Origin of the sequence: Roseibium sp. Sym1, from assembly GCF_027359675.1 — a bacterium.
Lineage (GTDB): Bacteria > Pseudomonadota > Alphaproteobacteria > Rhizobiales > Stappiaceae > Roseibium.
Genome location: NZ_CP114786.1, coordinates 5,275,201 through 5,301,709 on the forward strand (window position 1 = coordinate 5,275,201; position 26,509 = coordinate 5,301,709).

The following is a 26,509-nucleotide window of genomic DNA, read 5'->3' on the forward strand; positions in this document are numbered from 1 at the left end:
AAAAATAGACAGGTCGATGTTTTTGTGCGAACTGGTATAAAATGAAAACGGGAGCGAAACGCGGACGGCCGCGAAAATTCAGTGAAGACGAAGCTCTGGACCAGATCATGCACGTGTTCTGGCGACATGGCTTTGCTGCGACCAGTCTTGACCAGATAGCGGCAGCGGCGGGCATGAACCGGCCCAGCCTCTACGCAGCTTTTGGCAGCAAGAAGGACATGTATCTCAGGGTCATCTTCCGTTTTGCCGACCAGATGCAAACCTACCTGCGCGCAGCTGGAGGCGACGAGACCGGTGCACCTGGCCGGCTGAAAGCCATCATGTCGGCGGCCGTTGATCTTTATGCCGGAAAATCGAAATTGAGCGATGCGGCGCTTGGCTGCCTGGCTGTTTCCACCTTGCCTTCTGAAGTGATGGACGATCCCGATTTTCGGGATGCATTGACGGATGTGGTCTCCCGCATGGACAGGGGATTTGCCAACCTGATCCGTCAGGATGCGACCGGTGGCATGGATGAAGAGGAAGTCGTGCTTGCCGCTCAGCACCTCTCCCTGGTCCTGCACGGGCTTTCTGTTCGGGCCAGAGCGGGCGAACCGCCTGAAGCCTTGAAGCGACTGGCAACGACAGCAGTCGACAAGCTGCTGCCACGCGCCTTTGCTGCGTGATGTGTAGTTCCAGGCGCCAAGCGGAAAACAGCAAATGACGTCAGGTACCGATCCAGCTGCGGCAGGGTCCGGACAGCAAAAGGCCCCGGAATGATGTTTCCGGGGCCCATGGCAGTTCGGGGTCCGAGGCAATGCGGGACGTCCCGCAAGAGACCTTCGGGGGAAATGTCTTCCCCCGAAACGCGCCGACCTCAGTGGTGCAGGATCTGGCTGAGGAACAGCTTGGTCCGCTCGTGCTGAGGATTGGTGAAGAAGTCTTCCGGCTCGTTCTGCTCGACGATCTGGCCGGCATCCATGAAGATCACGCGGTTGGCCACCTTGCGGGCGAAGCCCATTTCGTGGGTCACGCAAAGCATGGTCATGCCTTCTTCCGCGAGACCGACCATCACGTCGAGAACTTCCTTGATCATTTCCGGGTCAAGCGCCGAGGTCGGCTCATCGAAAAGCATGATCTTCGGGTTCATGCACAACGAGCGCGCAATCGCAACACGCTGCTGCTGGCCACCGGAAAGCTGCCCGGGATATTTCAGGGCCTGCTCCGGAATCTTGACGCGCTCCAGGTAGTGCATCGCGATGTCTTCGGCTTCCTTTTTCGGCATCTTGCGCACCCAGATCGGGGCCAGTGTGCAGTTTTCCAGAATGGTCAGATGCGGAAACAGGTTGAAGTGCTGGAAGCACATGCCGACTTCACGGCGGATCTCGTCGATCTTTTTCAGGTCGTCCGTCAATTCGATGCCGTCGACCAGGATCTGGCCGGCCTGGTGTTCTTCAAGACGGTTGATGCAGCGGATCATGGTCGACTTGCCTGACCCGGAGGGTCCACAGATGACAATCCGCTCACCGCGCATAACCTTCAGGTTGATGTCGCGCAGTACGTGGAAATCACCATACCACTTGTTCATGTTCTTGATTTCGATCGCCACATCCGTGTCGGAGATCGTCATCTTCGTGCGGTCGGCTGCGATGTCTTCTTCGCGTGCTACGTTTTCGCTCATTTCAAGACTCCAAGAGTTTCTTTGGCCGGGGCGCTGCGGTGTGTCGCGCGCCCCGGAGACCTCGTGCTAGCGTTTGTGTCCCGTGTGCAGCTTCTTCTCCATGAAGATGGAGTACCGCGACATGCCGAAGCAGAAGCAGAAGAACACCATTGCCGCAAAGAGATAGCCGGTGTGCCCGGTGCTGGGCGTCGACCAGGTCGGATCGGTAAAGGACGACTGGATCTGCCCGAGAAGGTCGAACATGCCGACGATCAGGACCAGGGTCGTGTCCTTGAACAGACCGATGAAGGTGTTGACGATACCGGGGATCACGAGTTTGAGCGCCTGCGGCAGAATGATGAGATACATCATCGGCCAGAACCGCAACCCGAGTGCCATTGCGCCTTCATACTGCCCCTTGGGGATCGCCTGCAGGCCGCCGCGCACCACTTCCGCCATATAGGCCGCGGAGAACAGCGTCACCCCGATCAGGACCCGCAGCAGCTTGTCGAAGGTCACGCCCTCCGGCAGGAACAGCGGCAGCATCACCGAGGACATGAACAGGACGGTAATCAGTGGAACACCGCGCCAGAACTCGATGAAGATGATCGAAACCATCTTGATGATCGGCATCTTGGAGCGCCGGCCCAGGGCCAGGGCAATACCCAGCGGCAAAGAGGCCACGATACCGGTTACCGCAATAACGAGCGTGACCAGCAAACCACCCCAGACCGCAGTTTCCACGATCGGCAGGATGACCGTATCGCCGAAGACCAGACCGGTCAGGAGGAAGTAGGCAACAATCGGGAAGACCACCAGAAACAGGATTGCATTGGTCTTCTTGAACGGAGCACTCGGAATTGCCAGGGGCACGAGCAAGATCAGGAACAGCGCGTAGACGACATTCACACGCCAGATCTCTTCCGTCGGATACCGGCCATAGATGAATTGCGGAAAATAGGCTTCCACATAGGCCCAGCAGGCACCGGCGTGTCCGCCATCCTGAGCGAGACAGGCTTCACGGTTGTCCCCGGTCCAGACCGCGTCGATCAACGCGAACTGGATCAGGGGCGCAATGAGCAAGTAGGCGATCAGGATACCGATGACGGTGAGGATGGTGTTGCCGATGGAAGAAAACAGGTTCTGCCGCATCCAGCCGATAACACCGGAGGTCGAGACCGGCGCCGGCAAACGCGGCGCCTCCTCGGTTCTCATTTCGAACAGTTGTGTGTCGGACATTTTGCGCTCCTTACCGTTCCACGAGCGCCATGCGCTGGTTGTACCAGTTCATGAAGGCCGATGTGAGCAGACTGAGCGACAGATACACCGCCATCCAGATACCGATGATTTCGATGGCCTGCCCGGTCTGGTTCAGGACCGTGCCTCCCATGGAAACAAGGTCCGGATAGGCAATCGCAACAGCCAGCGACGAGTTCTTGGTGAGGTTCAGGTACTGGCTGGTCAGCGGCGGGATGATCACGCGCATTGCCTGCGGGATAACCACCAGCCGAAGCGTCGGCCCATTCCGCAAGCCGAGCGCATGCGCTGCCTCTGTCTGTCCGTGGCTGACAGCCTGGATACCGGCGCGGACAATCTCGGCGATGAACGAGGCGGTGTAGATCGACAGCGCCGCGGTCAGTGCCAGAAATTCCGGAATGACGTTGATGCCGACATTCAGTTCAAAACCCTGACGCAGGATCGGGCCTGTCTCGACAAAGTTCGGATGCTCAAGTGTCATCGGCATGCCGGTGACCAGGTAGGTGATGATCGGAAGACCCAGGACAAGCCCGACCCCGGTCCAGAAAACCGGAAACTGCTGACCTGTCGCTTCCTGCCGCTTGCGCGCCCACCTGGACACAAAGAAAGAGGCGACGATACCGAGGATCAGGGCAATTCCTATGAACTCGGAACCCGGTTCCCAGATCGGCTTCGGCAGCCGCAGCCCACCGATGTTCAGGTGGACGGTATCGAACAACGACCACTTGTCGCGTTTGCCGGGAATGGACCGGAGCACCGCGAAGTACCAGAAGAAGATCTGCAGCAGCAGCGGAATGTTGCGGACGAGTTCGACATAGCAATACGCCAGCCGGCTGATGACCCAGTTGTTGGACAGCCGGGCGATACCAATGATGAACCCGATGAGCGTGGCGAAGAAAATGCCGACCCCGGCCACCAAGAGGGTGTTCAGGAACCCGACATATATTGCCCGGCCGTAACTGGACGTTTCGGAATAGGAAACCAGTGACTGGTTTGTTCCGAACCCTGCCGTGTTTTCAAGAAAGCCCCAACCGGAGGCAATGTTCTGCTGCTCCAAATTGTGGATCGTGTTCGAAACGATGAAATACCCAAACAAGACCAGCGCGACGACCAGGACAACCTGATAAAACAGCCCGCGGGCCTTGGGATCGTTCAACAGCGAAGCACGCGCCGGCGCCCCCGCCGAGTCCTGCTCCATTACTGACATAGAACCTCGCCCAAGTTTCACGAAAGAGCCCGGCTCGCAGCCTCTCCTCTAACGTGCCTGTCCTGCTTCCTCATCGTGCCTTGGCAGCACGCCCCTATCGACGGAAGCAGTCTGTTCCCCCACGCGGTTACGAACTGAATGCCGTTTATTTTGCGTGGAATTTATTGAGGGTTCCGGCAGCAGACCGCCGGAACCCCTTCAATCCTCAAATCAAGATGAGGATTAGCGGATCGGCGGAGCGTACATGAAGCCGCCGTCGTTCCACAAAGCATTCACGCCGCGGGAGATGCCCAGCGGAGTGTCCGGACCAACGTTGGCATTGAAGGACTCTTCGTAGTTGCCGACGCTTTTGACGATGTTGTAGGCCCAGTCGTTCGAGAGACCGATGGCTTCACCGAACGCACCTTCAACACCGAGCAGACGCTTGACGGACGGATTGTCGGAAGACTTCATCTCATCGACATTTTCCGAGGACACGCCCAGCTCTTCAGCGTTGAGCATTGCGTTGAGGGTCCACTTTGCAATGTTGAACCACTCATCGTCACCCTGACGCACGACCGGCCCAAGCGGCTCCTTGGAAATGATTTCCGGCAGAACCATGTGGTCGCCCGGGTTCTGAAGCTTCAGGCGCTGAGCATACAGGCCGGAGGCATCAGTGGTGTAGACGTCGCAACGACCGGCGTCATATGCAGCAACAACTTCGTCAGCCTTTTCGAAGGCAACGATTTCGTACGGCATGTTGTTCGCGCGGAAATAGTCGGCAACGTTCAGCTCGGTGGTCGTACCGGTGTTGGTGCAGACGGATGCGCCGGACAGTTCCAGTGCGGAGGTCACGCCCAGATCCTTGCGGACCATGAAGCCCTGACCGTCATAATAGTTCACACCGGCAAAGTTCAGGCCCAGCTGAGTGTCACGGGACATGGTCCAGGTGGTGTTGCGGGACAGAACGTCGACTTCGCCGGACTGAAGCGCGGTGAAACGCTCCTTGGCGGACAGCGGCGTATACTTCACAGCGGTGGCATCGCCGAATACGGCAGCGGCCATCGCGCGGCAAAGGTCAACGTCGAGACCGGTCCAGTTCCCCTGAGCGTCCGGATTCGAGAAGCCCGGCAGACCCTGGCTCACGCCACACTGAATGAAGCCCTTAGCCTTGACGTCTTCCAGCGTCGTTGCACCGGCAGCCGTCGTCGCGGCGACTCCCATAGCAGCGCCGATTACGAGCGGAAGGATTTTTTTCGACATGGATATGCAGCCTTTTTTGTTACCCATACTTTATTGCGTCGGGTTTTTTGAAAGACATCTTCCCCGTCTCGCTTTCCGGACGGTTCCCAGCCTTGTCGGCTGTTTCCTCCAGATATCTTTCATCCCAACCCAACGAACCCATACGATGGCATTTAGCTGTTCGGGTCAAGTACTTGCTGCAGATATCTCGTCAATTTTCTATAGGTGTTCGACAATCCGCACCCGGATTGCTGCACAAACAGCGAACATGGCTAAAACGAATTCACTCAATGCCTAAAAAGGCTTCAATCCATTTAGACGCGGTCCCGCCAACGTTAACGCTGTCGGTAAAATTCCCGACAAATCCGACTGTGCCGGCACCTCGGCAAGGTGCAGGTTGCGCCCTGACTTAAGATGACTAGAGTGTGCGAACCGCGACGGACCGAACCGGCCCGCCTCCTGTTTGCACCATCCTCCACACACTTCGTCAAGAGTGCTCATGTCCAGTTCCGATTCACGGCCTGCTCAAAAGGCCGACACCAAACTTGCCCATGCAGGCCGCGACCCGCTGGCCTTTCACGGATTCGTCAATCCGCCAGTGGTTCACGCCTCGACTGTCCTCTATCCGGATACCGCCACCATGGTACCGGGCGGACAGACCTACTCCTATGCGCGGCGCGGCAACCCGACGACCAATTCCCTTGAGGATGCGATAACGGAGATCGAAGGCGCGGCGGGCTCCAAGATCGCGAATTCGGGCCTCAACGCCATAGCCCTCGCCATCCTGTCCTGCGTCAAGTCGGGCGACCACATCCTGATCACCGATACCGCCTATGGCCCGACCCGGCATTTTGCCGATACGGTTCTGCCGAATTTCAATATCGACGTGGAATATTACGACCCGAAGATCGGCGCCCGGATCAAGGACATGTTTCGCGAGGAGACCACAGCCGTCTTCACGGAAGCGCCGGGGTCACTCACCTTCGAAATGCAGGACATTCCGGCGATCGCCTTGGCAGCCCACGAAATCGATGCCACGGTCCTCATGGACAACACCTGGGCTTCTCCGCTCTATTGCCAGCCACTCGCCCATGGCGTCGACCTGTCGATCCAGGCCGGCACAAAATACATCGTCGGGCATTCCGATGCCATGCTCGGCACGATTGCCGCCAGCGAAAGGGCCTGGAAAGGCCTGGACCGGCTCTACGGCGCCATGGGCTGTCACGCCGCCCCCGATGACGTGTATCTGGGCCTTCGCGGCCTCAGGACATTGTCCGTGAGACTGGAACGGCATCAGCGCAACACGCGGGCCGTTCTCGACTGGCTCAGCCAGCAACCGCTCATCTCCCGGATCCGCTACCCGGCGCTTGAGTCGGATCCCGGCCATGCCCTTTGGAAAAGGGACTTTTCCGGAGCATCGGGACTGTGCGCTTTCGAGTTCGCGGACGGCACATCCAGGGAGCAAAGCCTTGCGTTCCTTGACGCCCTGAGACTGTTCGGACTGGGTTACTCCTGGGGTGGATTTGAGAGCCTGGCCATTCCGGTCAATCTCAACGGGATGCGCACGGTGACGGCGCCGCCCCAGGACGTTCAGTCGGTGCGCCTCCATATCGGCCTGGAAGACCCGGAGGACCTGATCAAGGATCTCGATCAGGCGCTGAACAAAACCTTCGCCTAGAAATTCTCGGCGCGGCGACCGGCTCAGATGGCCGGGTCGTCGCGCTTTTCCTTGAAGATCAGCCAGATGTTTCTGAAATAGATCAGAAGGCCAAGCCCCTGCCCGGCGATGAAGACCGGATCCTGACGCTGGATCGCGTAGACCAGAAGCAGCGAGCCGCCGGCAATGGAGAAGAACCAGAAGGCCACCGGAACGATGGACTTGCCGACCCGCTCGGAGGCGATCCACTGGATTACGAAGCGCATCATGAACATGAACTGGGCGACGAACCCCAGGATGATCCAGAAATCGAATTGCTCGACAAAGACGGCGTGTAACCAGTTGAGAAGAGCGTCCATAAAATTTGTCCGTTAAGTTTCGCGGGTCGAAAGCCCGTGTCGTGGTGTGTCTCTACGGCTGGGGTCAGGTCAGCGGCCGGACTTGCGGAACTTTCTTGCGCCGCCGGCGCAGCCACCACACGCCGAACAGATCGAGCACGCCGATCAGCGCACGGTCAAAGATGCCGTATTTGGAAGTTCCATGCCGGCGCTGGCGATCTTGCACGTCAATATGGGTGACGCCGAAACCCTCCCGGATCACAAGTGCGGGCAGGAACCGGTGCCAGCTGTCGAAATAGGGCAGTTGCAGAAAGACCTCCCTGCGCAGGGCCTTCAGTCCACAACCGCTGTCACGGGTGTTGTCACGCAGGATCGCACCGCGAAGCTTGTTGGCGAATTTCGAGGCATAGCGCTTCGCAAGACTTGCCTTGCGCCCGAGGCGCTGACCGGCAGCCAGCGCGACGGCGGGCCCCGCCGCTTCCAGCGCGTCGAGCAGTTCGGGAATGTAGGCAGGATTGTTCTCGCCATCGCCGTCGATGGTCGCGACCACGTCACCGCGCGCATGCTGAACGCCGGTGCGAACCGCACAACTCTGGCCGCAGGAACGTTCGTGGCGCACGGGCCGCAGCCAGTCATGGGTGGCGGCGTAGTCCTGAAGAACAATGTCGGTGCCGTCGGAGGACCCGTCATCGATGACAATAACCTCGAAACGCCGCCCGCTCAGGGCCGCCTCGATCTCGTCGAGAAGGATCGGAAGATTCTCTGCTTCGTCCTTAGCCGGGACAACAACAGTCACAGCAAGCGCTCCCTTGGCGGCTGCCAGCCCATCGAGAAAGCTCTGTGTCATGCGTTTGTCCGTTCTGTTTCGTCCAGCCGGGAACTTACCGGGCTTACTCGGCCGCTGCCCCTTTGGCCACGCAGCACTTGCCAGACCGCACGCAGACAGGACAGCGCGGAGCGCTTGTTCATGTTGGGTACGATCTTTCCTGCGGCGGACAGGTGAAAACCGATCCTGCGCCGCGCCAACGCACGGACCGTGAAGAATGTGAAGGTCATGCCCAGCAAGGTGCCCGCAATGACATCGCTCGGATAATGTGCGCCCACCATCACCCGGCTGAAGGCCAGCCAAAAGGCGGCGACGACGATCAGCCAGCGGTAAGCGGGAAAGATGAAGGCAAGCGCTGTCGCCAGAGCCGCCACCGTGGTCGAGTGTCCAGAGGGAAAGCTCGTATAGGTCCCGTCAAAGGCCAGGAAGTCGAAGCGGACCGGGCCGACTTCCTCGTAGAGTTTCGGGCGCGCGCGCCCGAGCGACCACTTGAAGGCGATCGCCAGGAGCCCCGTGGCGGCAACCGAATAGAAGATGAAGGCCGCGTAGGTGAAGACGGAACCGATCGCCATGCGCAGCCTGAAACTGTAGCGCCCCGCCTCCAGTGCAAGGAGCGCCAGGCAGGTCACGCCGGTCGAAATCAGGATCCAGTCAGCCTTGCCGATATCGGTAAAGGTGCGAAAGGCGGAGCGGTATTCCCCGGGAAGCGAACGCAGCCATGGGTAGGTCGGCACATCGAAGGCGACTACCGCGATACCGACCGTCAGCAGCAACACGGCGAGGATGTCCTGGGGCCGTTGCCCGGGCGGCAACGGATCACGATTCTGATCGGCCCGCGCGCCGCGACCTGAAAACAAGATAACAGCGCGCCGAATATTCCCGCGCATGCGCGCCAGAATATGCCTGACCTGTTTACTGCTGCTCTGCATTGTCGTTTTCTGAGCCCGTGACCGATTTGGCGTTCTGGTAGAGTTTGATCCTGACGTCGTCACCGCCGTTTATATTGAGGCCGTCTACCTCTTTTCGCGCCTCGGGCACAAGTCCAATCTCGGCGGCGGATGCTTCGAACGCCGCTTGTTCCCTGCTTTCTATGGCTGCTATCCGGCAGGATCCGGTGGCAGCGGAGGCCGGTTCAGCCAGGAATTCGGCAGCCGCTTTCGGCGACACGATGCGGGTATCCGTTCCCTCCAGGAAGATGAAACTCGGTTCGTGGAAGCCGGACGTGACCACCTGCCGGACACTCCGGTCGGCACAGCCCGGGATGGTGTCCAACGCCGCCACCAGGCGCGGGCTGACCCAAATGGGCGTCAGCGCGGGTCCGACAAAGCCCCACACGCCGACGGTGATGCAGATTGCGCTCATCGTGACAGCCGGGAGCGCATAAAGCGCCGGTCCGCGCAAAAGCCGGCTCGCGGCAGCAATCCCGAAAACAGCGCCGAGCCCGACGATGACGGCTCCGGGGGGAGATGGCCATACCCCGAGCAGGATCGGCCCCGCAAAGGCCGCCACGCCGAGGCCAATCGCGGGCAGCCCGGTCAGCACCGCCGCGACCCACCTTAGCCATGGCCGCGTAAACGAGCCGGCTCCCTCGATCAGGGCGGCCGCGACGGGCAACGCCAGCGCCGGCAGGAGCGGCATCGTGTAGTGCGGAAGTTTGGTCGCCACGAGTTCAAAGACAACCCAGCTCGGCACGAACCAGGACGCGGCAAAAAGGACGAGCGGGCTCTTTCGTTCCTGCCAGACAAGCGGAACTGCAATCAGCACGAAGGCCGGCAGTGGCCAGAAAACACCGAGCATCGCTCCCAAATGAGTCAGCGGAGGAGCGCCGTGGCCCTCCTGACCCTGCCCGACCTTGCCCAGCAGATCCTTTCCGATCGCTTCGGTGAAGAAGGTGCCGTCGGTCGCGATCCAGATCGCCACGAACCAGGGCAGGACCAGGAGCACGAACCAGATCGCCCCAACCAAAGGAGATGCGGCCTTGAACCAGGCGAACTTGCGTGTGAACGCAAAAAGACCAAGCACGGTGAACCCGACAACCATCGGCCCGACCGGTCCCTTTATCAGGACACTCGCCGCCAGGGCCGTCCAGAAGATGAATGCCAGTCCCCACAAGCGCTTGCCCTGGTTCTTCAGCCAGATTCGCGCAAGCGCCCCTTGCGCAATGATGATGGTGGCAAGAAGCACGGCATCGGTCTTGGCCAGGCGCGCCTCGACCCCGACGATGATCGCCAGGGCGACAAAGCCCGAGGCGACCAGGGCACCTGCCGGCCCCATGAACGCCCGGGCCAGCCAGAAAGAGGCAAGCACGCTCAGGATGGCCCCGACAAGTGAGGGCAACCGGTATACCCAGAGCGGCGCGTCCGCGCCCTGCCCCGAGAGCTTCGCGGCGGCCGCCTGCAGCCAATAGATGCCGACCGGTTTCTTGTGCCGGGCCTGCTCCTGGAAGCGGATGTCGACATAGTCCTGCGTTTCCAGCATCTGCTTGGTGGCCTGAGTGAAACGCGGCTCATCCCGGTCAAGGGGGGGGACCGTCCACTGGCCTGGAACAAACAGGACAAGCGAAAGAAACAGCAGCAGAAACGGGGCCGTGATGTCATGACCGAAAACATGCAGCCAGACAGGCTTGCGCACGGAATTGCCTGTTCCGGACCCGTTGCCGGCCTGATGCTTGCCTGTTTCCTCTCCGGGGTCGGCCGCCTTGTGCTGAGGAGCCTGTCCAGTGTCCGCGTCGCTCTTGTCCGCCATCAAGTCCCGTGTCCAGTCTTTTCCAGAAGATCGGAAATCCCGCCTTTCAGGCATCTCCTACATGAGCTTTTCAAAAAGGGAAACCAGTGCTTGCCCTCCCTGCCCGCTGAGCTATCGTCCATCAACCTGAATCATTCTCGAGTCTGCAAGAGTTCTCATGACCTTGATTGCCCACATGACCGATTTTCATTTGCGCCCGAGAGGCCTGCCCTGTTACCGCGTTTCCGACACCAACATGCTGGCCGAGCGCGCCATCCGGTCGCTGAAAGCGCTCGACACGGCACCTGACGCGCTCGTTGTCACGGGAGACCTGACCGACAGGAGCGACCCGCGCGAATATGCGGTCGCCAGGCGCCTTCTGTCCGAGCTGGACATGCCTGTTTACATTCTCCCGGGCAACCATGACAGCACGGATGACATGCGCCGTGAAATGACGGGCTTTCCCGGCCTGTCGGAAAACGCCGACGGCAAGATCTTCTATACAACCGAGGTCGGCGGTGTTCGCCTGATTGTTCTGGATACCCATATGCCAGGCAAACCCTGCGGAGAACTCGGTGCAAACCAGCTTTCCTGGCTGGAAGCACGGTTGCGGGAAAACAACCAGCCAACATTGATCGCCTTGCATCATCCGCCGGCCTTGACCGGAATCCGGCACATGGACGCGATCGGTCTCATCGATGCCCCGGCACTCGCGGAAGTGCTTGCCCCCCACGCACATGTCGAACGGATCCTGTGCGGTCACCTGCACCGGCCGATCATCACCGCATTCGCCGGCAAGATCATGACACTTGCCCCCAGCACCGGTCATCAGGTCGTCCTCGACCTGAGGGAAGACGGTCCGGCGATGTTCAATTTCGAACCCGCCGCCTATTTCCTGCATTACCACAGTCCTGAGACCGGCGTTGTCTCGCACATGGCCTATGTGGAGGACTATCCAGGTCCCTATGATTTCTTCGCCGATGAGGGCGTCGTGTGGCCGGGAGATGAAGCCTGATGCTGGCGGCAATCCCTTCAAGAAAACTGGCCCTGAGTCTCTTGATGGCCTTGTTGGCCACCCTGACCGCGGCCTGCAGCGTCGTGCCGGGCGGCGGCGATCTTGAGGACAAGACGGTCCTGACAAACCAGCCCGTCGATCAGTCGGCAATGCTGTCGATGCTGAACAGTTACCGACAGCAAAACGGCCTGCCTCCGCTCCGCCACGACCCGGAACTCGATGCCGTTTCGCAAAAGATGGCGCGCCATATTGCCGAACGCGACAGCATGCAGACATGGGCGCACAGCGCTTTCGGTCTGTCACAGCGCCTCGACAAGGCCGGATATGCAAACTACGCGGCGGCTGAAAATCTGGGCGCTGGCTACGCAGACCTTTCGGCGGCGTTCCGCGGCTGGCAGGGGTCGGAAGGGCACAACAAGAACCTGCTCAATCCCTATGTCACCAGCGTCGGGATTGCGCGTACAAACAGGAACACGGGCAAGTGGCGGAACTTCTGGGTGATGACACTTGCACGTCCCTTCGCTGACGGACGCCCAACCCTCCGGTGAGAGGGGTCTTCAAAACGGGAACGGGCGGGCCGCAAACTCGGCCTCGCTCGCCTGTTGTCCGCGCAAGCCCCGCTCGACAACGCCTTCATAAAGGCGCCTCTTGCCGAAACGCGGCTCCCAGGTGCACAGGTCCGGCGACAGGAGCTTGACGCAGGGAATGGCCAGGTCCGGGCGCGTGGCCTCGAATTCCCAAATCGTCAGTCCCCGATCCTCGATAAACTGCATCAGTTGTTCGTAGCCGTAGGCTCGTGCAGCATCGGCCGATACCGCATCGGGTGCCGTCCCAAGCGGCAGGTCCTCCAGGATGGATCCCGTGCGCGCATACGCCAGCTGGCTTGGCACGCGTGCGCCCGTCCTGTTCGAAGGATACGCCTTTTCCATCAATTCGAGCGCATTTTCCGATTGCAGGAGCTCATGGAGCGCCCCCTTGCATGCGGCTGCGAGGTCCCAGCCGGCGGACGAACCAAAAGCACACCGGTAACCGGCACCGTCATGTGAGACTGCCATTGCAACCTGAACCGGGAGATCTGTGGACAGCAGAAACACGCCCCAGCACCGGATTTGCGCATTCAGGTAGTCCGTCAACGGGGCCGGAAGAACGTCACGCAACATTTCACGCTTCAAACAAGTTATCCCCAGGCGGTTGTACCACGCCTGCGCGACCGCATCGCGTTCGGCCAGCTCCAGGAGGGCGCGCTCGCGGGCCCCTCCCAAGGTGGGCCAGACTGCGCTGCCGACGCTTGATGCAAAGGTTAAAGCACCGTCGGTAGCCAGTTCGCTTTCCTGAAACAAAACCCCAAAACTCGGGAACTGCACCTGGTGTCCATTGACCAGGTTTCGCAACCCGATCCGACGATCCGAAAGTGACTGCCAACCGGTCATTCCGTCGGGGCGCGCGCCAATCTTCGCGGTCAGGGTTCCGGCCATCTTCGCAGCCTGTGCTGCACTCAGCCCCATCAATTCCGGAAAATCTACTTCCGGTTGCTCATTCCTATCGACAAAAATTCTCGGATCACCGACACCCAGACTACAAAGACTTAGCCGTTCCGCCAACTCCCCAAGACAACTTAGAGCTGCATTTTTTTCAAAATCGCCCTGCCCGCCGGCGGGTATCGGCCCTGTCAAAGGTGCTGATGAAGATGCCGCAGTATCCCTGTCTTTCAACAGGCCGGTACAAAATCTGACCGGACAGGCGTCCCGTACCATCGGCACCAGCCTGACCTGGTACCGTTCCAGCAGGGGCACAAAAAGGCGCAAACCTTCATCGGTCACGCGCAATTCGGGAACGGCGCCACCACGCTCCGACCGCAGCAGTCCGGCACGTGCAAGATCCGACAGGATGTCGGATCCCAACCCCGCCAGTTCAACAGGCACCTCAATCCGCCCTCGCTCCATGCTCCCCTCTCGGCGCGCCTACCTTCAGTAACGGCAAAGTACTTTGCCTCACCCTGCAATTGCACCCCTTGTAGATTATTGAAACTACTATTGAGGCACCGTCACAATTCATTCTACATTCATTTCGAAAGCAGTCGAACAGTAGTAAATAACATTCATAGATTAATTTTTACTAAAGTTTGACTCAATTCAATTTTGCCGAGTGACCATCCAACCACCAGGCAAGAAACCGCGCAACTTTGACTTCAGGAGGCTCATCATGCACGCAATAACAACTTCCAAAACAGAACTTGAACTCGGTGCGACACTTGGCGCCATGATCCAGAACACCGAAACCCGTGCCCGGCTGGTTGAGAATTCGACCGAAGTTCTGGCGCAGATCGGCGCACAAAGCGATCTGACCCTCCTCGCGGATACCGCGGATCTGGTTCACCTCGTGATCCCTGCCGAAATCGATGCTGCCCGCGTTGCCGCCGGTGACGAGAGCTACTTCGAAGAACTCGGCAAGGCGGCTCTGGGCAGCTGCATGTACGAAGAAATGCCCGACTGAGCCTTGCTTTCGCACCGCCCGGACACCCGAGTCTCTCGGTGCCCGGGCGGTTCGCGTTGAACCAGGAGGAAATGATGGCCAGGTTTCCCTATTACGGCCGGAACGTTGCCGCGCTTGGAAAACTGCTTGCCGACGCACGGCTGGACAGCGAGGTACGGAGACGGTTGCTCGAAGACCCGAAGAGCGAATTGCGGCGCGTCGGATTGCCCGAAAGCGTTACGGAGCTGATCTCGTTCACGGTTGTCGACGATACCGCGAACTCCGCGGTCGCACTGCCCTACAAGCTCAACCAGCGCAAGCTTGAGGCCAAGGACCCTGCCTATCTCGGTTCCCTCGCATCCGGGTTCTCAAGGGCCAACTAGGGTCCCGCTTCCCCTGAAGGCAGCGGAAATGCCCGAAAGTGTCCCTGTCCGGTCGAGCTGACGAAACGCCGCGGATCCGAGTTTTTTGCGCCATTCCGACAAAATCAGTAAACCCGGACTCTAGATTGTGGCCCGGTCGCCAAAGAAGAACTTCTTGACGAGATTGACGCCCTGCTCGTAATTCAACCTTGTCTTGGGGTCCTGGAACAAGTTGACATTCTTGGCCCACTCATTGGGGTTCTCCTGGGCAGTCAGAGTGTTTTTCAGGATTTCCGAGTACTTGTCGCTGAGCCGTTCCAGCACCTGGACCGCTTCGTCCCGCTTGCCGGCGCACAGCAATGCCGCGATGCGGGTGGTTAGCCCGGACATGCTTGTATACGAAGCCCGTTCGATGAACTGGGCCGCGGTTTCATAATCTTCCGCGGCGAAAAAGACGTTGGAATAATACTCGTAAAAAACCCTTGGCACAGATGTGAACAAGGCCATCGCGGTTTCGGCGTTCTTCTTGGCCAGCGCGATATCTCCCGCAAAGGCGAGACCTTCGGCAACGGACATCAAATTCGCCGGGTCGACCGTGTTCAGGCGTCCGGCCTGAAGGAACGCCCTCCGCGCCTGATCCGACATCTTGGATTGAATCAAGGCCCAGCCGTAGGCTCTCTGATTGAGCGGTTGCCAGGGATCAAGCAGCACCGCATGTTCGCTCAGCGCCAGAATGTCGTCCATGGCCAAACCGATTTCCCGGTCCTCGATCGGATAGTGGATCAGCTGTTTCATGTTGATCAGCGCTTTTGCCGAAAAGACCATGGAGAAATTGCTGTGCCGCCGCTCCAGATCGTTCAGCAGCTGCAAGGCCTTGCGATCCGACTGCGGATCGAAATCCCACATCAGGGCTTCCGCCTGACACCATCGGGCAAAGGCGGCGCTGTTCCCCGGATTCCTGAGTTTGCCCATGGTGAACAGGTGAATGCGGCTGATGGTCTGGCTGGCGGCGGCCTGGAGGTTTTCCCACTGGTTGAGATCGACGATCTCGTTGAAAACGATGCGTCCGTCGGTTCTGTCCTCGAACTGAATGGCAACCTTGCCGCCGCGTTCATTGTGCCGAAACCTGAGGAGATAGCTTCCCAGTTCATGGCCCTTGACCAGTGTCGGTGACGGCAGGTTGTCCTCGCCGAAATAGTCACCGTGATAAAGATCGAAGGACCGGAACGACGACAGGCCGGCGACGATTTCCTCCTTCAGGTTCTGTGCTTCCGCCAGGCTCGGGTTGGTCTCCGTTGCCGCCAGAATGGAAATTTCCGGCAGCCGGATGACGCTTTCACTGTTGAGAAGCGCGCTTCCGGGATCTTCCACCGCCTGCGTCACGGTCTCGCGGACCGTCGCGGTGTCCTCCTCCAGCAGCGCCTTTGTTTCAGGCTCGGGCTCGACGTCCAGATGAAGGCGCATCTCGCGCACGCAGGCCTGGTATTGCTGTTCCGCCCGTTCCTTCTGGCCAAGTTTCTTGTAGAGCCGGATCAGCACGCGGTGCGCGGCTTCGCAGGCGGGATCGATCTTCAGGAGAAACCGGCCTCCGGCCTCGACCTGCACGCCACCGTCATCGACGGTCACCTGATTGAGATGCCGAAAGGCTGCGCCTGTGACTTCCGAATGAACCCTTTCCCGTTCCACCAGCAGCCATTCGGAAAATTCAGGATCAATATCCTCGAAACCACTCAGAAAATCGCCGCGCCAGAGCTCCTCGGCCTCGTGAAAATCGCCCGTCCGGCCCCGTTCAACCAGTTCCAGGACCCGCGTCAGATCAGAGGAGAAGACAGCAGAATCCAATTGGACATGGCCCGGAGACGAACGGACCACGTCCATGCCGGCGGCTTCCTCCGCCGTCTTGAGCTGACGGAGCGCCTGGCGCAGGGACTGCATGGCCTTGTGGCGATCGGTTCCGCTCCACAACAGGTCCGCCAACGCTTCGCGCGGCGATGCGAGGCCGCTCTTGCGGCTCAAATAACCCATTATTGCCAAGGCCTTGCGGGTCTTGACCGCGACCGGATCCTGCCCCTTGCTCAACAGCAACGGCCGCCCGAGACACGCGAAGCACAACGCGTTTGCCATCAATTCCCCGTAATTGAGATTCACAGTTCAGACGCTGCTGCCGCGCAACCGCGACGCTAACACAACCTGAAACACAACAGTACTTTATCACGCTCATTTCACGCTGCAACAGCATGCTTTTCTTTGGATGGTCACAGCAGCACTGCTGCAAACGGCAAATCAAATACTGGTGGGTAGTATGATGTCTAAGTCAACCAAACTGGATCGTGCTGAGATAGAGCAGGAACCGGCGATCGAAGCGATCAAGCGCATGATCCGCTATACGAAGAAGGAATCGGACAAGGACGGACGCACCTTCTGTTCGTATTTCCTGGACATGGCGCTTCAGTCTCTTGAAGACGGGTCCGAGGATGTCGACTCGATCCTCAAGACCAAGATTACACCGCTCATGGTGGGGCAAAAGCCCGTGGATGCAGGCAAGGCAGAATCCGCCTGACACCTTCTCGATGGGGCGCAAACGCACCACGCTCACGGCATGGGTGAGCTGGTGCGTTTTTTTTGCCGTTCCTGAAATAGTGCGCCGCGCCTCGGAACACTGGCCGAGGCGCGTTCGAATCCTGAGAAGGGACCTGTTTGCCTGCCCTATAGGAGACAGGCCGCATCGGACATTCAGAAAGGTGGCGACCCCGGCAGGACTCGAACCTGCGACCATTCGCTTAGAAGGCGAGTGCTCTATCCAGCTGAGCTACGGGGCCAATTCGTGAGAAGGCCTGCGGTCGTTCCTGATCTTTTCATCGCCGAAACGCCTAGCCTTGTCGATCCGCTTGTGCCGGTTTCAACAGGCAATCCAAATCCGCCAGACGCGTTTCAGACGCCTGTGGACCGGCTTGGGGTCAGTGGGTCCAGGGAGCGACCCGGTTGAACTTGAAATTGTCGGCATAGGCCGCGCCGCGCACCTTGCGCTCCTGGGCCTTCTCGACCCGGTGCGCGATGCCGTGGCGCTTGGCATAGGCAACGGCTTCTTCCTGGCTTTCGAAAGTGAGGCGGACCTGCTGCTTCATGTCGGACGAGGACGTATAGCCCATCAACGGTTCCACCGACTTGGCTGCCTCCGGTTCGTAATCCAGCACCCAGCGCTGGGTCTTGGCCTTGCCGGATTGCATGGCTGTTTTTGCCGGACGATAGATGCGCGCAACCATGTGACTGTGCCCTCAATTCAATTCGTGCAAGTTGAATTTCTCTGCACAGAGCTTTTTCCCGCCTTTGCCCTCGGAGTCAACACCGATCTTGTTCCGGCGCGCCATCCCGGTGGGCAACAGTGGGTATACAACTTTCGAAAGTTCGCATTAACAGTGTTTCGCAAAGGTTGAACCATGACAGTTCTGTAACATGACAAACCTGACCGCCGCGTGGTATTAACTGCCGTAACGTGAATTTGGCAGTCACCAGTCTGCCATGCCGCGTGCACCGCTATTTGGCTATCGTCCTTCCGGCCGGCCTGCAGGCCGCTCACAGGCGCAGCCCAAGAAACAAGGCATGGACATGCACTACGCATATCTGAAGCGCATGGAATCTTATGTTCCCGAACATGCGCGCCCAATATCGGCAGAAGGGCTGAACCTGAAGGCCGCGATAGATGAAGCCAATCTCACCGAGATGTGGGACATGATCCTGTCGCTCGACTATGGTGTCGCGGAGCCCAACCAGCTTTCACCCGAGAAACGCGACGAGTTTCTCAATGTCATGAACCTGCTCCTGCAGGCGTTCGACAAGTAACCGCAAGGGACCAGAGGCGAGACCGCAACCGTGCTGACGCGCCCAAATGCACTGTTTACGGAAATCGGGACGCAAGCCATTGAAAAGGGGCTGGCGGATCCGATGCTGTCCGCCTTTTACGAAAGCCTCATGTCCGCGCCTGCCGGTGGTGTCCAGGAACGCCTCAAACCCTACCTGCCCCATCTGAGCCTGTGTTCGGACAAGATGGTGGGCGGCGCGCCGCCGCCGATTTTCTATGTGGGCAAGGAAAGCGGACAGAGAACGCTTTTCGGCGAGGACTGGGCCGTGCCGTCCAGCCCCGCCACGGGCTTGCGGACCCCGGATCCGGACCTCGAAACGGCGTCGGCCGACGGCTACCGCGCCGCGCTCGAGGGCAGCCCCTATTACGGTTATGCCCGCACACAGGTGCACGTGAACGGCCAGTCCTACGAAGTCGCTTTCGAACGGCTGATCCTGGCCGTCCGTCCGGCCCTCACCTCACAGATCCGCTTCTGCGCCTATCTGGGCGTCATTCAGGACCTTCGCCGGACTCTCTGACAATCAGCTTCGCCAGTCCGTGCAGGTCGCTGCGCGTTGCGTAGACCAGCCAGTCGTCCGGCCTGACATGGCCGGGGGCCCGCTCCCAATGGGTTCCGCGCGGCACGAAACGCCGATAGCCGACCCTGATGCCGAACCCCTTTTCCGCGCTTCGGGCCGCCATCAGTCCGTAGAGATAGTCCGGGGACCACTTCAGCAGGGACAGCAGAAAGCCAAGCTGCGTCAGCGGTTCCGCAAGCCCCTGCCCGCGGACGTCCTTTCGGAGCCACAGGTTGCCGTGATAAACGATGCGGCCACGCATGTGAAAGGCGTCGTGGGCATGTTCCGTCCCGAAGCGGGCCTGCGGATTGGGATCGACAAAGATACGCCGTTGCTGCTGCTGCCAGTGTTCGGCAAGGCTGCGGTCCTTCAGATCCTCCATCTTGGCCGCCTGGACGGACACGACGTTGCCGTGGCTGTTATAGGCGCCGATCCAGAACGCGGTGGCGCCGTGCAGATCGAAGAAGCGCGGCGAGAAATCCTCCATCAGGTATTTGTCTTCGGTTGCCCGCACGGTTTTTTCAAACAGGTTGAAGTCCGCGCTTTCCTTTAACGAAAGCCCGCTCTGTTCCACCCTGGACGTGATTGCCGCAATTGCGGCCGTCACATCCAGCGTCGCCTGATCGTCACCGTCCGGCAGCATCCGTCCACCCGGCCCGCCCGCGCGTTCGCGCAGGCAGAGCCCCTTCCCCAAGGATCTGAAACGCTAGTGCGAACAGTCTGTTATGCGGCGCCGGGTTGCACAAGGGCGCAGGCGCAGCTTCCCCATAGTTATCCCGGCCTTTGCGGGGGACTTGGGATATCCTGCGGCTGAGGAGCCGGCACGCCGTCGCCGTGGCCGCTCGCCCTTCCGGGCACGGCCGCAGCATTGAAGATATGTCTTGAGAAAAATGGTCGGGGCAGCAAGATTCGAACTTGCGACCCTCTGGTCCCAAACCAGATGCGCTACCAGGCTGCGCTATACCCCGACGCCTGATTTTTGCGGGTGTAGCCGCGTTCGCACGGGGCGTCAAGGGAGAATGGTGCGGGCCCGCAGGGATGTGGACAGGCGTTTTCGGGAAATCGTGTCAGTCCCCGGTGATCGACGGGCTTGCAACCGTGTCACCGGCTTTGATGTCGAGCTTCTTCGCAATGCCGGCATTGACTTCCAGGACGTATTTCGCCGGCCCGCCGGACGGGATCGCGTCCAGGGAGAACGGTTCGGTGTCGGCGGCGATGCTGACGATCTCGCCGTTGGCGCCGATATAGATGATGTCGAGCGGCAGGGGTGTGTTCTTCATCCAGAAATAGCGCTCGCCCTCGCCTTCGAACAGGAACAGCATGCCCTGGTCGGCGGCCATTTCCTGGCGAAACATCAGGCCATAGGAGCGCTGACTGTCCGTCGCGGCGACATCCACCTGGAAGCGGTGTTCCCCGTCCCCGGAGGTCACGACGAGTTCCTCCACCGGCAGGCCGCTCTGGGGCGCCTGTGCCTGCGCCACGACGCCGGAAAACGCCATGATCACAACAGCGGCCAGTCCAAGCAGGCCTTTGCGGAAAAATCGAGAGGTCATAGGACAGATCCTGACAGCGGGACGGAACTTTGAAGGCCGGGCAGCGAAGGTGCCATCTGAAACCTTGATACCGGCAAAACCGGATCCTGCCAAACGTCGGCAAACAAAAAGGCCGGAACATGTCCGGCCCAGGTGATGCGCACCAAATTTCGGTATGGCGTCAGTGAGACGCGGGAATATGCGTGCCCGCACCGACCGGCCGGATCTCCGCGGCCATGCGGCCCTTCGGCCCCGCGCCGAAGCGCACCAGCACCTCCTGGCCGGGCCTGAGCTCGGTGATGCCGAAGCGGCGCAACGTTTCCATGTGAATGAAAATGTCTTCCGTGCCCTCGCCCTGGGTCAGGAATCCGAAGCCCTTGACCCGGTTGAACCATTTCACGGTCGCCTTTTCAAAGCCGCTTTCGGCGACGACCTGGACATGGGTCCGGGACGGTGGCAATTGCGAGGGATGGGTCGCGGTCGTTTCGTCCATCGACAGGATGCGGAAGGCCTGCAGGCCACGCGGCCGGTCCAGCACCTCGCAGACCACACGGGCACCTTCATAGGCGGTCTGGTAGCCGTCCCGCCTCAGGCATGTGACGTGGAGAAGGATATCTCCCTCGCCGCTGTCCGGTACGATGAAGCCGTAGCCCTTGCCGACATCGAACCACTTAATCGTTCCGGCGATCTCGAATACATCAACGGCAACGTCTTCCGTCAGCGTATCGAGTGCGCGGGGTTCCCGAGCGGTTTTGACCCCCATAGCCTTCTTGTCCCGTCTTTGGTCCGCATCCTTCAGCTGAAGACAAAGATCGACTCGCCTGTCAGCTGATTCCTAACAAAAGGATAACATTGTGCTTATGGACGAGAAGGGAAATTAACGGACTAACCACAGACCATTTACGGAATATCCGGCTGTTCTTTGCGAAATTTCGCAAATGTTTGTGCCAACGGCGTTCGAATGACTGTTGACGCAATCGAATCGAGCGGCGTTTCTTGCGCGTTGAGAATCACCAGTTCCGCCCCGCTCCGGACCGCAAGGGCCGGCAGCTGTGCAGCCGGGTAGACGACAAGCGAGGAGCCGAGCACCAGAAAGAGGTCGCAGTCCTGCGCGGCGGCGGCCGCCCGGTGGACCGCCTCCTCCGGCATCTGCTGGCCGAAACTCACGACCGCCGCTTTCAGGAGACCGCCGCATGCGCGGCAGCGCGGGCTTTTTCCGGCCTCGACCAGCGGCCGCTGATCGTCCAGTTCGGCATGCGCTCCGCAATCGAGGCAGGTCGCGTAGGTGGAATTGCCGTGTATTTCGACCAGGCGGTCGTCCGGGAACCCGGACCTTTGATGCAGGCCATCGACATTCTGGGTGACCAGGCAGGTCAGAAGACCCGAGCCGGCCAGCGCCGTCAGCGCCAGGTGGGCATCATTGGGTTCGGCGCGCGCGAAAAAGTCCTGCATTTCGAACCGGCGGTCCCAGTCTTCCAGGCGGGACGTTTTGTCGGCGACAAAGTTCTGGTATTGAACCGGCTCGCGTCGGGACCATATCCCGCCGGGTGAGCGGAAATCCGGAATGCCGGACTCCGTCGAAATTCCCGCCCCCGTCAGGGCCACGATCTGCCGGTAGGAACCGTTCCCGAACTGTGCCACAAAGTCCTGCGCTTCCGGCAGGCTAGTTATGATTTTCATCGGCTGGTTCCGCGCCCTGACTTAAAAGACCCCTCGCCTGAGGAAAAGGATAGGACATGCGTTATTTGCACACGATGGTCCGCGTGACCAGCATTGAAGACTCGCTCGATTTTTATTGCAACAAGATGGGCATGACCGAAGTGCGCCGCACCGAAAGCGAAAAAGGCCGCTTCACCCTGATCTTCCTGGCCGGCTCGGAGGATATCGACAGCGGCAAGGCCAGCGGGGCGCCGCTGCTGGAGCTCACCTACAACTGGGATCCGGAGGAATATTCCGGCGGACGCAATTTCGGCCACCTCGCCTATGAGGTCGATAACATCTATGAATTCTGCGATGCCCTCCAGAAAAAGGGCGTGACCATCAACCGTCCGCCCCGCGATGGCCGCATGGCATTCGTGCGCTCGCCGGACAACATCTCCTTCGAGCTGCTTCAGAAAGGCGAAGCGCTTGAAATCAAAGAACCATGGGCGTCCATGCCCAATACCGGCGAGTGGTAGGTCAGCCCGGTTTTCAACAGCCGCAGGCCCGGGGTCACGGGCCTGCAAAAAATTGTTTCAAAGGCTCTTGCGGGGCGAACCATTCCCGCCTATAAGCCTCCCCACGACGCAGCCGCGTCGACCGCGCGCCCATCGTCTAGCGGTCTAGGACGCCGCCCTTTCACGGCGGAAACACGGGTTCGAGTCCCGTTGGGCGTGCCATTTTCTTTCCGGCACATGAGAAACGAACAGCAGCTTCCGCAGGTGCTCACGAAGCGCCCGGGCTGACATACCGCCCCTTGACCTGCTGCGCCGGATCGTCCTTGCGAAACAGGGTCCGTCCCGGAAACTCCCGCTGATAAAACTGTTCGATCTTCGCAGCCGTCGGTCCGGCGTAATCGATCCGGCCGTCCGGGAAAAACACATCCAGATCATCATCCTCGTGTTTCGAAGCATAGGTCTCTTGCGACCCGTGCAGCACCATGGTCACGCCGATGCGGCTGTTGACGAAATTCTGTACATCGAAGAATTTCGGCGAACGGGCGTGGGTCTGCCCAAGCCGGTCCTCCCTGACGCGGACGATCTCGGCAGGCGCCTCCATGTCGACGATGCCGTAAAGATCGAAGTCGCCATGTATGCATTTTCCGGCCGAAATGAGTGAACTCGAGGAGAATTTCACACAGCCGAAAAAGGGATCTTCCGGATTGCGTTCGACGAAATAAAGTCCCCCGCCCGGAATGTATGTCAGGCTTTTCTGTTTCTCGAAGGTCGACATTTCAGGACGAAGCTGGCTTACAAAGGCGCGCCAGGCTTCCATCGCCTTGGTGTATTTGCCATCGGAATAGGCCCTGGCGCCGACCAGATTGGGATCAACCACCAGACCGGCCAGACAGCCGCGCCTGGCCTCCGGCACGCGGCTGCCGGCCGGTGCGACATCGAAATCCGCGGTCTTGGCCTTGCAGTCCAGCCGTTTGGGTGTCGCGTAGGGTTCGCCAATGTGCTGCAGCGATGCCGTGTTCGTCCTGCGAACCAGAATGGCAACCTTGTAAAGACGTGCCGCCGAGAGGAACACTCCCGCGTGCTCCTGCCTCATATGTTTGAAGATATCCGCTTTTCCAGCCATCGGCCCGGCCTCCGCTGATCGTGGCAACCGCTCCGACCGCCGGCTCGGTCCACGTTGCAGCAACCCTAGCAAACCCCGGCTGCAGACGGCGGTGATCAAAGTCACAATATTGGGTTTGGCGGCGGTTCCAGGACCAATTGCGGGTCCAAAGCCGCGAGAAAGCGCCTTTGGCATGGCCCGCGGGCGTTATACGGTCACAATCCGTTTAGAAACATGCTGAAAATGGCAGCAACATTGCGTTGACAAGTGGTGTTTCGAAACACTCTTGCGTATAGTCGGTTGTGATTTGACAAGGGCGGATCCGGGTAGGGCCGGTTGCGCCGCACGTCGTCATAGGGGCAGCATTTCCAATTTCAAGTTCCTGTGACGCGTATTACAGAACCATAGTGCCAATCGGGGTATTCCTGTTTCCAAGAGGACGCAGACCTCGCTTCAAGATCGGTCCAACCGACAGGCAACAAAGATCTACGAGAGGACAGGACATGTTCAAACGATTGATCGCCGTGCTGGCAATAATACTTGCAGGAACCGCCCCGGCACTCGCCAAGCGGGTTGCCCTGGTGATTGGCAACGGCGCGTATGAGAATACGGTACCCCTTCCCAACCCGGCAAACGACGCTGAACAGATGGCTGCGAAGCTGCGCGCCCTCGGGTTTGATGTCGTCGCAGGCCAGGACCAGAACTACAGCGACATGCGACGGTCGGTGATGAACTTCGCCAAAAAGGCCTACGGAGCCGAGATCGCGATCCTGTTCTATGCCGGTCATGGCCTCCAGGTCGCCGGCAAGAACCATCTGGTTCCGATCGACGCGACGATCGAGGACGAGACGTCTCTCGATTTCGAAACCATCACCGTCGACTTCATCATGCGCCAGATGTCGAAGGACGTGAAGGTGCAGATGGTGTTCCTGGACGCCTGCCGCGACAATCCGCTGGCACGCACCCTTTCCCGCCGCATGGGGCCGAGCCGCTCCGGCAGCGTCGGGGCCGGTCTTGCAGAGATCAAGATCGAGGAAACCGGTGGTGAAGGATCGGTGATCGCCTTTGCCACGAGCCCCGGCGATGTCGCCCTTGATGGCGACGGCACGAACTCTCCCTTCACGTCCGCGCTGATCAAGCACATCGACACACCGAACGCATCCATCCAGACCGTGATGACCCGTGTGACCGGTGACGTCTACGAAGAAACCGAGAAACGCCAGCGTCCGTGGGTGAACGCGTCCCTCATCGGCGAAGTGTTCCTGAACAAGCGTTCCGTTGCGCCGTCGACGACCGTTGCCTCGCTCGGCGACACGTCCACCGCGGCTCCGCAGCAGCCGGCGGCCAACGTTGCCACCACGCCGTCCGCCACCCAGTCGAATATCGCCTGGGAACGCGAGAAGCTGATCTGGGAAACCGCCAAGTCGAGCAACACCGTCGCCGACTATGAAGCCTATCTGGACGCCTACCCGACAGGCCTGTTCGCGGACTTCGCCCGGAACTCCATCAAGCGTCTGGGCAGCGCCAACCAGGTGGCCTCCGTCAACCCGACGGCCGGCGCCGCTGCCAACGGGTCCGGCATTGTCTCAACCCTTCCGGACCCGCAAAAGGCCATTCCAGGCACGCAGGCAACCGAAGCGTCCCTCGGCTGGAACCGGACCGCGCGCCGGGAAGTGCAGGCCCGCCTGAACCTGGCCGGCCACGATGTCGGCCGTCCCGATGGTGCCTTCGGGCCGAAGACCCGCGCGGGTGTCACCTCGTGGCAGACAGCCAACGGCATCGTGCCGACAGGCTATTTCACGGCGGCGCAATATGCCTTGCTGACGACGCAGACAGCAACGCAGTACTCTGCCTACCAGGCTGAGGTGAACCGCAAGCAGAAGGCGGCTGCCGCCTCCCGCAGCGCCACGACGCGCAGGACCAACACGACCACGACCCGGCGCACAAACAACAATACCGGTGGCGGGATCAATCCGGCAGGTGCCGCCTTTGTAGGTGGTATTGTCGGCGGGATCATCGGTGGCGCCATCGGGCGTTGATCATGCACCGACACTGACAATCGGCCCGGCAATTTGCCGGGCCGTTTTTTTGTCAGGCAATCTCGTCCCGGCAGCTTCCCTTGCCGATTTTACGGCATATGAAGGCTGACCCTTGCCAACCTCGAAGACCGCGCTTCGTCCAGGATGCGAACGACCTGCTGAAAGTCCGTGCCCTTTTCCGGAACAAGCATCGCATTGGAAGCTCCGAGCGCCGCAAGACGGTCGAGTTCGTCGGCCAGTTTCTCAAAGGAAAGGTCAACACCGTTGACGGTCAGTTCGGCTCCGCTCTCCTGCCCGGCCGGCCGGACGACGATGAGAACCGATGGAACCTTCGGCGATGCGGCTGCCACCGTTCCCTGTTGTGCGGCCGTCCGCCCCAGCGAGACGTCAAGCGGTCGCCAGGTCCCGAAGGTCGACGACAACAGAAAGAACATGATCAGGATAAAGATCACGTCTATCAGCGGCGTCAGCGGAATGCGCCTGCGTCTTGCAACGGGGGTCGGTATCAGGATCATCCACCTAATCACTGCCTGTGGAGCGGAACGG

The 26,509-nt window shown here is 59.9% G+C and carries 28 protein-coding genes and 3 tRNA genes; 12 read left to right on the plus strand and 19 right to left on the minus strand.

The window, feature by feature from the left end:
• The first annotated feature begins 41 nt into the window (after positions 1–41).
• Complete coding sequence (locus tag O6760_RS24540) at positions 42–665, plus strand: TetR/AcrR family transcriptional regulator (protein ID WP_269582276.1); 624 nt, start codon at positions 42–44, stop codon at positions 663–665.
• 191 nt (positions 666–856) lie between these two features.
• Here the strand turns inward: O6760_RS24540 and O6760_RS24545 are convergent, their stop codons facing one another.
• From O6760_RS24545 to O6760_RS24560, 4 genes are all read right to left on the minus strand, one after another.
• A complete protein-coding gene (locus tag O6760_RS24545) occupies positions 857–1,660 on the minus strand; it encodes an amino acid ABC transporter ATP-binding protein (RefSeq protein ID WP_269582277.1) in 804 nt (267 codons plus the stop codon).
• Between the two features lie 66 nt (positions 1,661–1,726).
• Entirely contained in the window at positions 1,727–2,878 is a 1,152-nt protein-coding gene (locus O6760_RS24550) for an amino acid ABC transporter permease (protein WP_269582278.1), read from the minus strand.
• A 10-nt stretch (positions 2,879–2,888) separates the two neighbouring features.
• Positions 2,889–4,094: an amino acid ABC transporter permease gene (locus O6760_RS24555; protein ID WP_442969938.1), complete on the minus strand. Its 1,206-nt coding sequence runs from the start codon at positions 4,092–4,094 to the stop codon at positions 2,889–2,891.
• A gap of 231 nt (positions 4,095–4,325) precedes the next feature.
• Positions 4,326–5,345: an amino acid ABC transporter substrate-binding protein gene (locus O6760_RS24560; protein WP_269582280.1), complete on the minus strand. Its 1,020-nt coding sequence runs from the start codon at positions 5,343–5,345 to the stop codon at positions 4,326–4,328.
• Between the two features lie 478 nt (positions 5,346–5,823).
• On the opposite strand from O6760_RS24560, the gene metC reads away from it, so the two are divergent.
• Positions 5,824–7,002, plus strand: a complete 1,179-nt coding sequence (gene metC, locus O6760_RS24565) for a cystathionine beta-lyase (protein WP_269582281.1) — start codon at positions 5,824–5,826, stop codon at positions 7,000–7,002.
• 23 nt (positions 7,003–7,025) lie between these two features.
• Here the strand turns inward: metC and O6760_RS24570 are convergent, their stop codons facing one another.
• The 4 genes from O6760_RS24570 to O6760_RS24585 form a co-directional block, all read right to left on the minus strand.
• Positions 7,026–7,340, minus strand: coding sequence for a lipid-A-disaccharide synthase N-terminal domain-containing protein (locus O6760_RS24570; RefSeq protein WP_269582282.1), 315 nt, complete (start codon positions 7,338–7,340; stop codon positions 7,026–7,028).
• Between the two features lie 64 nt (positions 7,341–7,404).
• Positions 7,405–8,166: a glycosyltransferase family 2 protein gene (locus O6760_RS24575; protein WP_269582283.1), complete on the minus strand. Its 762-nt coding sequence runs from the start codon at positions 8,164–8,166 to the stop codon at positions 7,405–7,407.
• Positions 8,163–9,074: a phosphatase PAP2 family protein gene (locus O6760_RS24580; protein ID WP_269582284.1), complete on the minus strand. Its 912-nt coding sequence runs from the start codon at positions 9,072–9,074 to the stop codon at positions 8,163–8,165. Before O6760_RS24580 ends, O6760_RS24575 begins: the two co-directional genes overlap by 4 nt.
• A complete protein-coding gene (locus tag O6760_RS24585; RefSeq protein ID WP_269582285.1) occupies positions 9,058–10,890 on the minus strand; it encodes an ArnT family glycosyltransferase in 1,833 nt (610 codons plus the stop codon). The genes O6760_RS24580 and O6760_RS24585 overlap by 17 nt, the downstream gene beginning before the upstream one ends.
• Before the next feature lie 157 nt (positions 10,891–11,047).
• On the opposite strand from O6760_RS24585, the gene O6760_RS24590 reads away from it, so the two are divergent.
• Both O6760_RS24590 and O6760_RS24595 read left to right on the plus strand, forming a co-directional pair.
• The gene (locus tag O6760_RS24590) at positions 11,048–11,884 is read left to right on the plus strand and encodes a phosphodiesterase (protein ID WP_269582286.1); all 837 of its coding nucleotides are present in this window, start codon (positions 11,048–11,050) and stop codon (positions 11,882–11,884) included.
• A 44-nt stretch (positions 11,885–11,928) separates the two neighbouring features.
• On the plus strand, positions 11,929–12,432 hold the full coding sequence (locus O6760_RS24595; protein WP_269582287.1) for a CAP domain-containing protein: 504 nt from the start codon (positions 11,929–11,931) through the stop codon (positions 12,430–12,432).
• 9 nt (positions 12,433–12,441) lie between these two features.
• Here the strand turns inward: O6760_RS24595 and O6760_RS24600 are convergent, their stop codons facing one another.
• Positions 12,442–13,806 (minus strand): YcaO-like family protein, encoded by a 1,365-nt coding sequence (locus O6760_RS24600; protein ID WP_269582288.1) that lies wholly within the window; start codon positions 13,804–13,806, stop codon positions 12,442–12,444.
• Positions 13,807–14,086: 280 nt separating this feature from the next.
• Here O6760_RS24600 and O6760_RS24605 point away from each other — a divergent pair, with 280 nt between their 5' ends.
• The gene (locus O6760_RS24605) at positions 14,087–14,377 is read left to right on the plus strand and encodes a hypothetical protein (RefSeq protein WP_269582289.1); all 291 of its coding nucleotides are present in this window, start codon (positions 14,087–14,089) and stop codon (positions 14,375–14,377) included.
• Between the two features lie 71 nt (positions 14,378–14,448).
• The gene (locus tag O6760_RS24610) at positions 14,449–14,739 is read left to right on the plus strand and encodes a hypothetical protein (RefSeq protein WP_269582290.1); all 291 of its coding nucleotides are present in this window, start codon (positions 14,449–14,451) and stop codon (positions 14,737–14,739) included.
• A 120-nt stretch (positions 14,740–14,859) separates the two neighbouring features.
• On the opposite strand, the gene O6760_RS24615 is transcribed toward O6760_RS24610, so the two are convergent.
• Positions 14,860–16,842, minus strand: coding sequence for a BTAD domain-containing putative transcriptional regulator (locus O6760_RS24615; RefSeq protein WP_269582291.1), 1,983 nt, complete (start codon positions 16,840–16,842; stop codon positions 14,860–14,862).
• Positions 16,843–17,020: 178 nt separating this feature from the next.
• On the opposite strand from O6760_RS24615, the gene O6760_RS24620 reads away from it, so the two are divergent.
• Positions 17,021–17,278, plus strand: a complete 258-nt coding sequence (locus O6760_RS24620; protein ID WP_269582292.1) for a hypothetical protein — start codon at positions 17,021–17,023, stop codon at positions 17,276–17,278.
• 182 nt (positions 17,279–17,460) lie between these two features.
• On the opposite strand, the gene O6760_RS24625 is transcribed toward O6760_RS24620, so the two are convergent.
• Positions 17,461–17,537 (minus strand) — tRNA-Arg (locus O6760_RS24625).
• Positions 17,538–17,675: 138 nt separating this feature from the next.
• A complete protein-coding gene (locus O6760_RS24630; RefSeq protein ID WP_269582293.1) occupies positions 17,676–17,981 on the minus strand; it encodes an ETC complex I subunit in 306 nt (101 codons plus the stop codon).
• A gap of 337 nt (positions 17,982–18,318) precedes the next feature.
• Here O6760_RS24630 and O6760_RS24635 point away from each other — a divergent pair, with 337 nt between their 5' ends.
• Together O6760_RS24635 and O6760_RS24640 are read left to right on the plus strand one after the other, a co-directional pair.
• The gene (locus O6760_RS24635; RefSeq protein ID WP_269582294.1) at positions 18,319–18,558 is read left to right on the plus strand and encodes a hypothetical protein; all 240 of its coding nucleotides are present in this window, start codon (positions 18,319–18,321) and stop codon (positions 18,556–18,558) included.
• Positions 18,559–18,588: 30 nt separating this feature from the next.
• Positions 18,589–19,095, plus strand: coding sequence for a hypothetical protein (locus O6760_RS24640; protein WP_269582295.1), 507 nt, complete (start codon positions 18,589–18,591; stop codon positions 19,093–19,095).
• Here the strand turns inward: O6760_RS24640 and O6760_RS24645 are convergent.
• The 5 genes from O6760_RS24645 to O6760_RS24665 form a co-directional block, all read right to left on the minus strand.
• Positions 19,067–19,777: a hypothetical protein gene (locus tag O6760_RS24645; RefSeq protein WP_269582296.1), complete on the minus strand. Its 711-nt coding sequence runs from the start codon at positions 19,775–19,777 to the stop codon at positions 19,067–19,069. The genes O6760_RS24640 and O6760_RS24645 overlap by 29 nt on opposite strands.
• Before the next feature lie 248 nt (positions 19,778–20,025).
• A tRNA-Pro gene (locus tag O6760_RS24650) sits at positions 20,026–20,102 on the minus strand.
• A gap of 99 nt (positions 20,103–20,201) precedes the next feature.
• Entirely contained in the window at positions 20,202–20,687 is a 486-nt protein-coding gene (locus O6760_RS24655; RefSeq protein WP_269582297.1) for a DUF192 domain-containing protein, read from the minus strand.
• A gap of 160 nt (positions 20,688–20,847) precedes the next feature.
• The gene (locus tag O6760_RS24660) at positions 20,848–21,429 is read right to left on the minus strand and encodes a cold-shock protein (RefSeq protein WP_269582298.1); all 582 of its coding nucleotides are present in this window, start codon (positions 21,427–21,429) and stop codon (positions 20,848–20,850) included.
• Between the two features lie 137 nt (positions 21,430–21,566).
• On the minus strand, positions 21,567–22,346 hold the full coding sequence (locus O6760_RS24665; protein WP_269582299.1) for an SIR2 family NAD-dependent protein deacylase: 780 nt from the start codon (positions 22,344–22,346) through the stop codon (positions 21,567–21,569).
• 56 nt (positions 22,347–22,402) lie between these two features.
• On the opposite strand from O6760_RS24665, the gene O6760_RS24670 reads away from it, so the two are divergent.
• Both O6760_RS24670 and O6760_RS24675 read left to right on the plus strand, forming a co-directional pair.
• Positions 22,403–22,843 carry a VOC family protein gene (locus O6760_RS24670; protein WP_269582300.1) on the plus strand — a complete coding sequence of 147 codons (441 nt, stop codon included), beginning with the start codon at positions 22,403–22,405 and terminating at the stop codon, positions 22,841–22,843.
• Positions 22,844–22,968: 125 nt separating this feature from the next.
• Positions 22,969–23,044 (plus strand) — tRNA-Glu (locus tag O6760_RS24675).
• Positions 23,045–23,090: 46 nt separating this feature from the next.
• On the opposite strand, the gene O6760_RS24680 is transcribed toward O6760_RS24675, so the two are convergent.
• Positions 23,091–23,945 (minus strand): hypothetical protein, encoded by an 855-nt coding sequence (locus O6760_RS24680; protein ID WP_269582301.1) that lies wholly within the window; start codon positions 23,943–23,945, stop codon positions 23,091–23,093.
• Positions 23,946–24,427: 482 nt separating this feature from the next.
• On the opposite strand from O6760_RS24680, the gene O6760_RS24685 reads away from it, so the two are divergent.
• Positions 24,428–25,963, plus strand: a complete 1,536-nt coding sequence (locus tag O6760_RS24685) for a caspase family protein (protein ID WP_269582302.1) — start codon at positions 24,428–24,430, stop codon at positions 25,961–25,963.
• Positions 25,964–26,052: 89 nt separating this feature from the next.
• Here O6760_RS24685 and O6760_RS24690 read toward each other — a convergent pair whose 3' ends face one another.
• Positions 26,053–26,478: an ExbD/TolR family protein gene (locus O6760_RS24690; protein WP_269582303.1), complete on the minus strand. Its 426-nt coding sequence runs from the start codon at positions 26,476–26,478 to the stop codon at positions 26,053–26,055.
• Positions 26,479–26,509 lie beyond the last annotated feature (31 nt).

Coding starts and splice junctions, on each gene's coding strand:
- O6760_RS24590 (WP_269582286.1), top strand. CDS start 11,048: ATGACCTTGATTGCCCACATGACCGATTTTCATTTGCGCCCGAGAGGC.
- O6760_RS24670 (WP_269582300.1), top strand. CDS start 22,403: ATGCGTTATTTGCACACGATGGTCCGCGTGACCAGCATTGAAGACTCG.
- O6760_RS24595 (WP_269582287.1), top strand. CDS start 11,929: ATGGCCTTGTTGGCCACCCTGACCGCGGCCTGCAGCGTCGTGCCGGGC.
- O6760_RS24660 (WP_269582298.1), bottom strand. CDS start 21,429: ATGGGGGTCAAAACCGCTCGGGAACCCCGCGCACTCGATACGCTGACG.
- O6760_RS24680 (WP_269582301.1), bottom strand. CDS start 23,945: ATGGCTGGAAAAGCGGATATCTTCAAACATATGAGGCAGGAGCACGCG.
- O6760_RS24575 (WP_269582283.1), bottom strand. CDS start 8,166: ATGACACAGAGCTTTCTCGATGGGCTGGCAGCCGCCAAGGGAGCGCTT.
- O6760_RS24585 (WP_269582285.1), bottom strand. CDS start 10,890: ATGGCGGACAAGAGCGACGCGGACACTGGACAGGCTCCTCAGCACAAG.
- metC (WP_269582281.1), top strand. CDS start 5,824: ATGTCCAGTTCCGATTCACGGCCTGCTCAAAAGGCCGACACCAAACTT.
- O6760_RS24630 (WP_269582293.1), bottom strand. CDS start 17,981: ATGGTTGCGCGCATCTATCGTCCGGCAAAAACAGCCATGCAATCCGGC.
- O6760_RS24580 (WP_269582284.1), bottom strand. CDS start 9,074: ATGCAGAGCAGCAGTAAACAGGTCAGGCATATTCTGGCGCGCATGCGC.
- O6760_RS24545 (WP_269582277.1), bottom strand. CDS start 1,660: ATGAGCGAAAACGTAGCACGCGAAGAAGACATCGCAGCCGACCGCACG.
- O6760_RS24620 (WP_269582292.1), top strand. CDS start 17,021: ATGATGTCTAAGTCAACCAAACTGGATCGTGCTGAGATAGAGCAGGAA.
- O6760_RS24690 (WP_269582303.1), bottom strand. CDS start 26,478: ATGATCCTGATACCGACCCCCGTTGCAAGACGCAGGCGCATTCCGCTG.
- O6760_RS24635 (WP_269582294.1), top strand. CDS start 18,319: ATGGACATGCACTACGCATATCTGAAGCGCATGGAATCTTATGTTCCC.
- O6760_RS24655 (WP_269582297.1), bottom strand. CDS start 20,687: ATGACCTCTCGATTTTTCCGCAAAGGCCTGCTTGGACTGGCCGCTGTT.
- O6760_RS24665 (WP_269582299.1), bottom strand. CDS start 22,346: ATGAAAATCATAACTAGCCTGCCGGAAGCGCAGGACTTTGTGGCACAG.
- O6760_RS24555 (WP_442969938.1), bottom strand. CDS start 4,094: ATGGAGCAGGACTCGGCGGGGGCGCCGGCGCGTGCTTCGCTGTTGAAC.
- O6760_RS24550 (WP_269582278.1), bottom strand. CDS start 2,878: ATGTCCGACACACAACTGTTCGAAATGAGAACCGAGGAGGCGCCGCGT.
- O6760_RS24605 (WP_269582289.1), top strand. CDS start 14,087: ATGCACGCAATAACAACTTCCAAAACAGAACTTGAACTCGGTGCGACA.
- O6760_RS24615 (WP_269582291.1), bottom strand. CDS start 16,842: ATGGCAAACGCGTTGTGCTTCGCGTGTCTCGGGCGGCCGTTGCTGTTG.
- O6760_RS24570 (WP_269582282.1), bottom strand. CDS start 7,340: ATGGACGCTCTTCTCAACTGGTTACACGCCGTCTTTGTCGAGCAATTC.
- O6760_RS24610 (WP_269582290.1), top strand. CDS start 14,449: ATGATGGCCAGGTTTCCCTATTACGGCCGGAACGTTGCCGCGCTTGGA.
- O6760_RS24645 (WP_269582296.1), bottom strand. CDS start 19,777: ATGCTGCCGGACGGTGACGATCAGGCGACGCTGGATGTGACGGCCGCA.
- O6760_RS24685 (WP_269582302.1), top strand. CDS start 24,428: ATGTTCAAACGATTGATCGCCGTGCTGGCAATAATACTTGCAGGAACC.
- O6760_RS24560 (WP_269582280.1), bottom strand. CDS start 5,345: ATGTCGAAAAAAATCCTTCCGCTCGTAATCGGCGCTGCTATGGGAGTC.
- O6760_RS24540 (WP_269582276.1), top strand. CDS start 42: ATGAAAACGGGAGCGAAACGCGGACGGCCGCGAAAATTCAGTGAAGAC.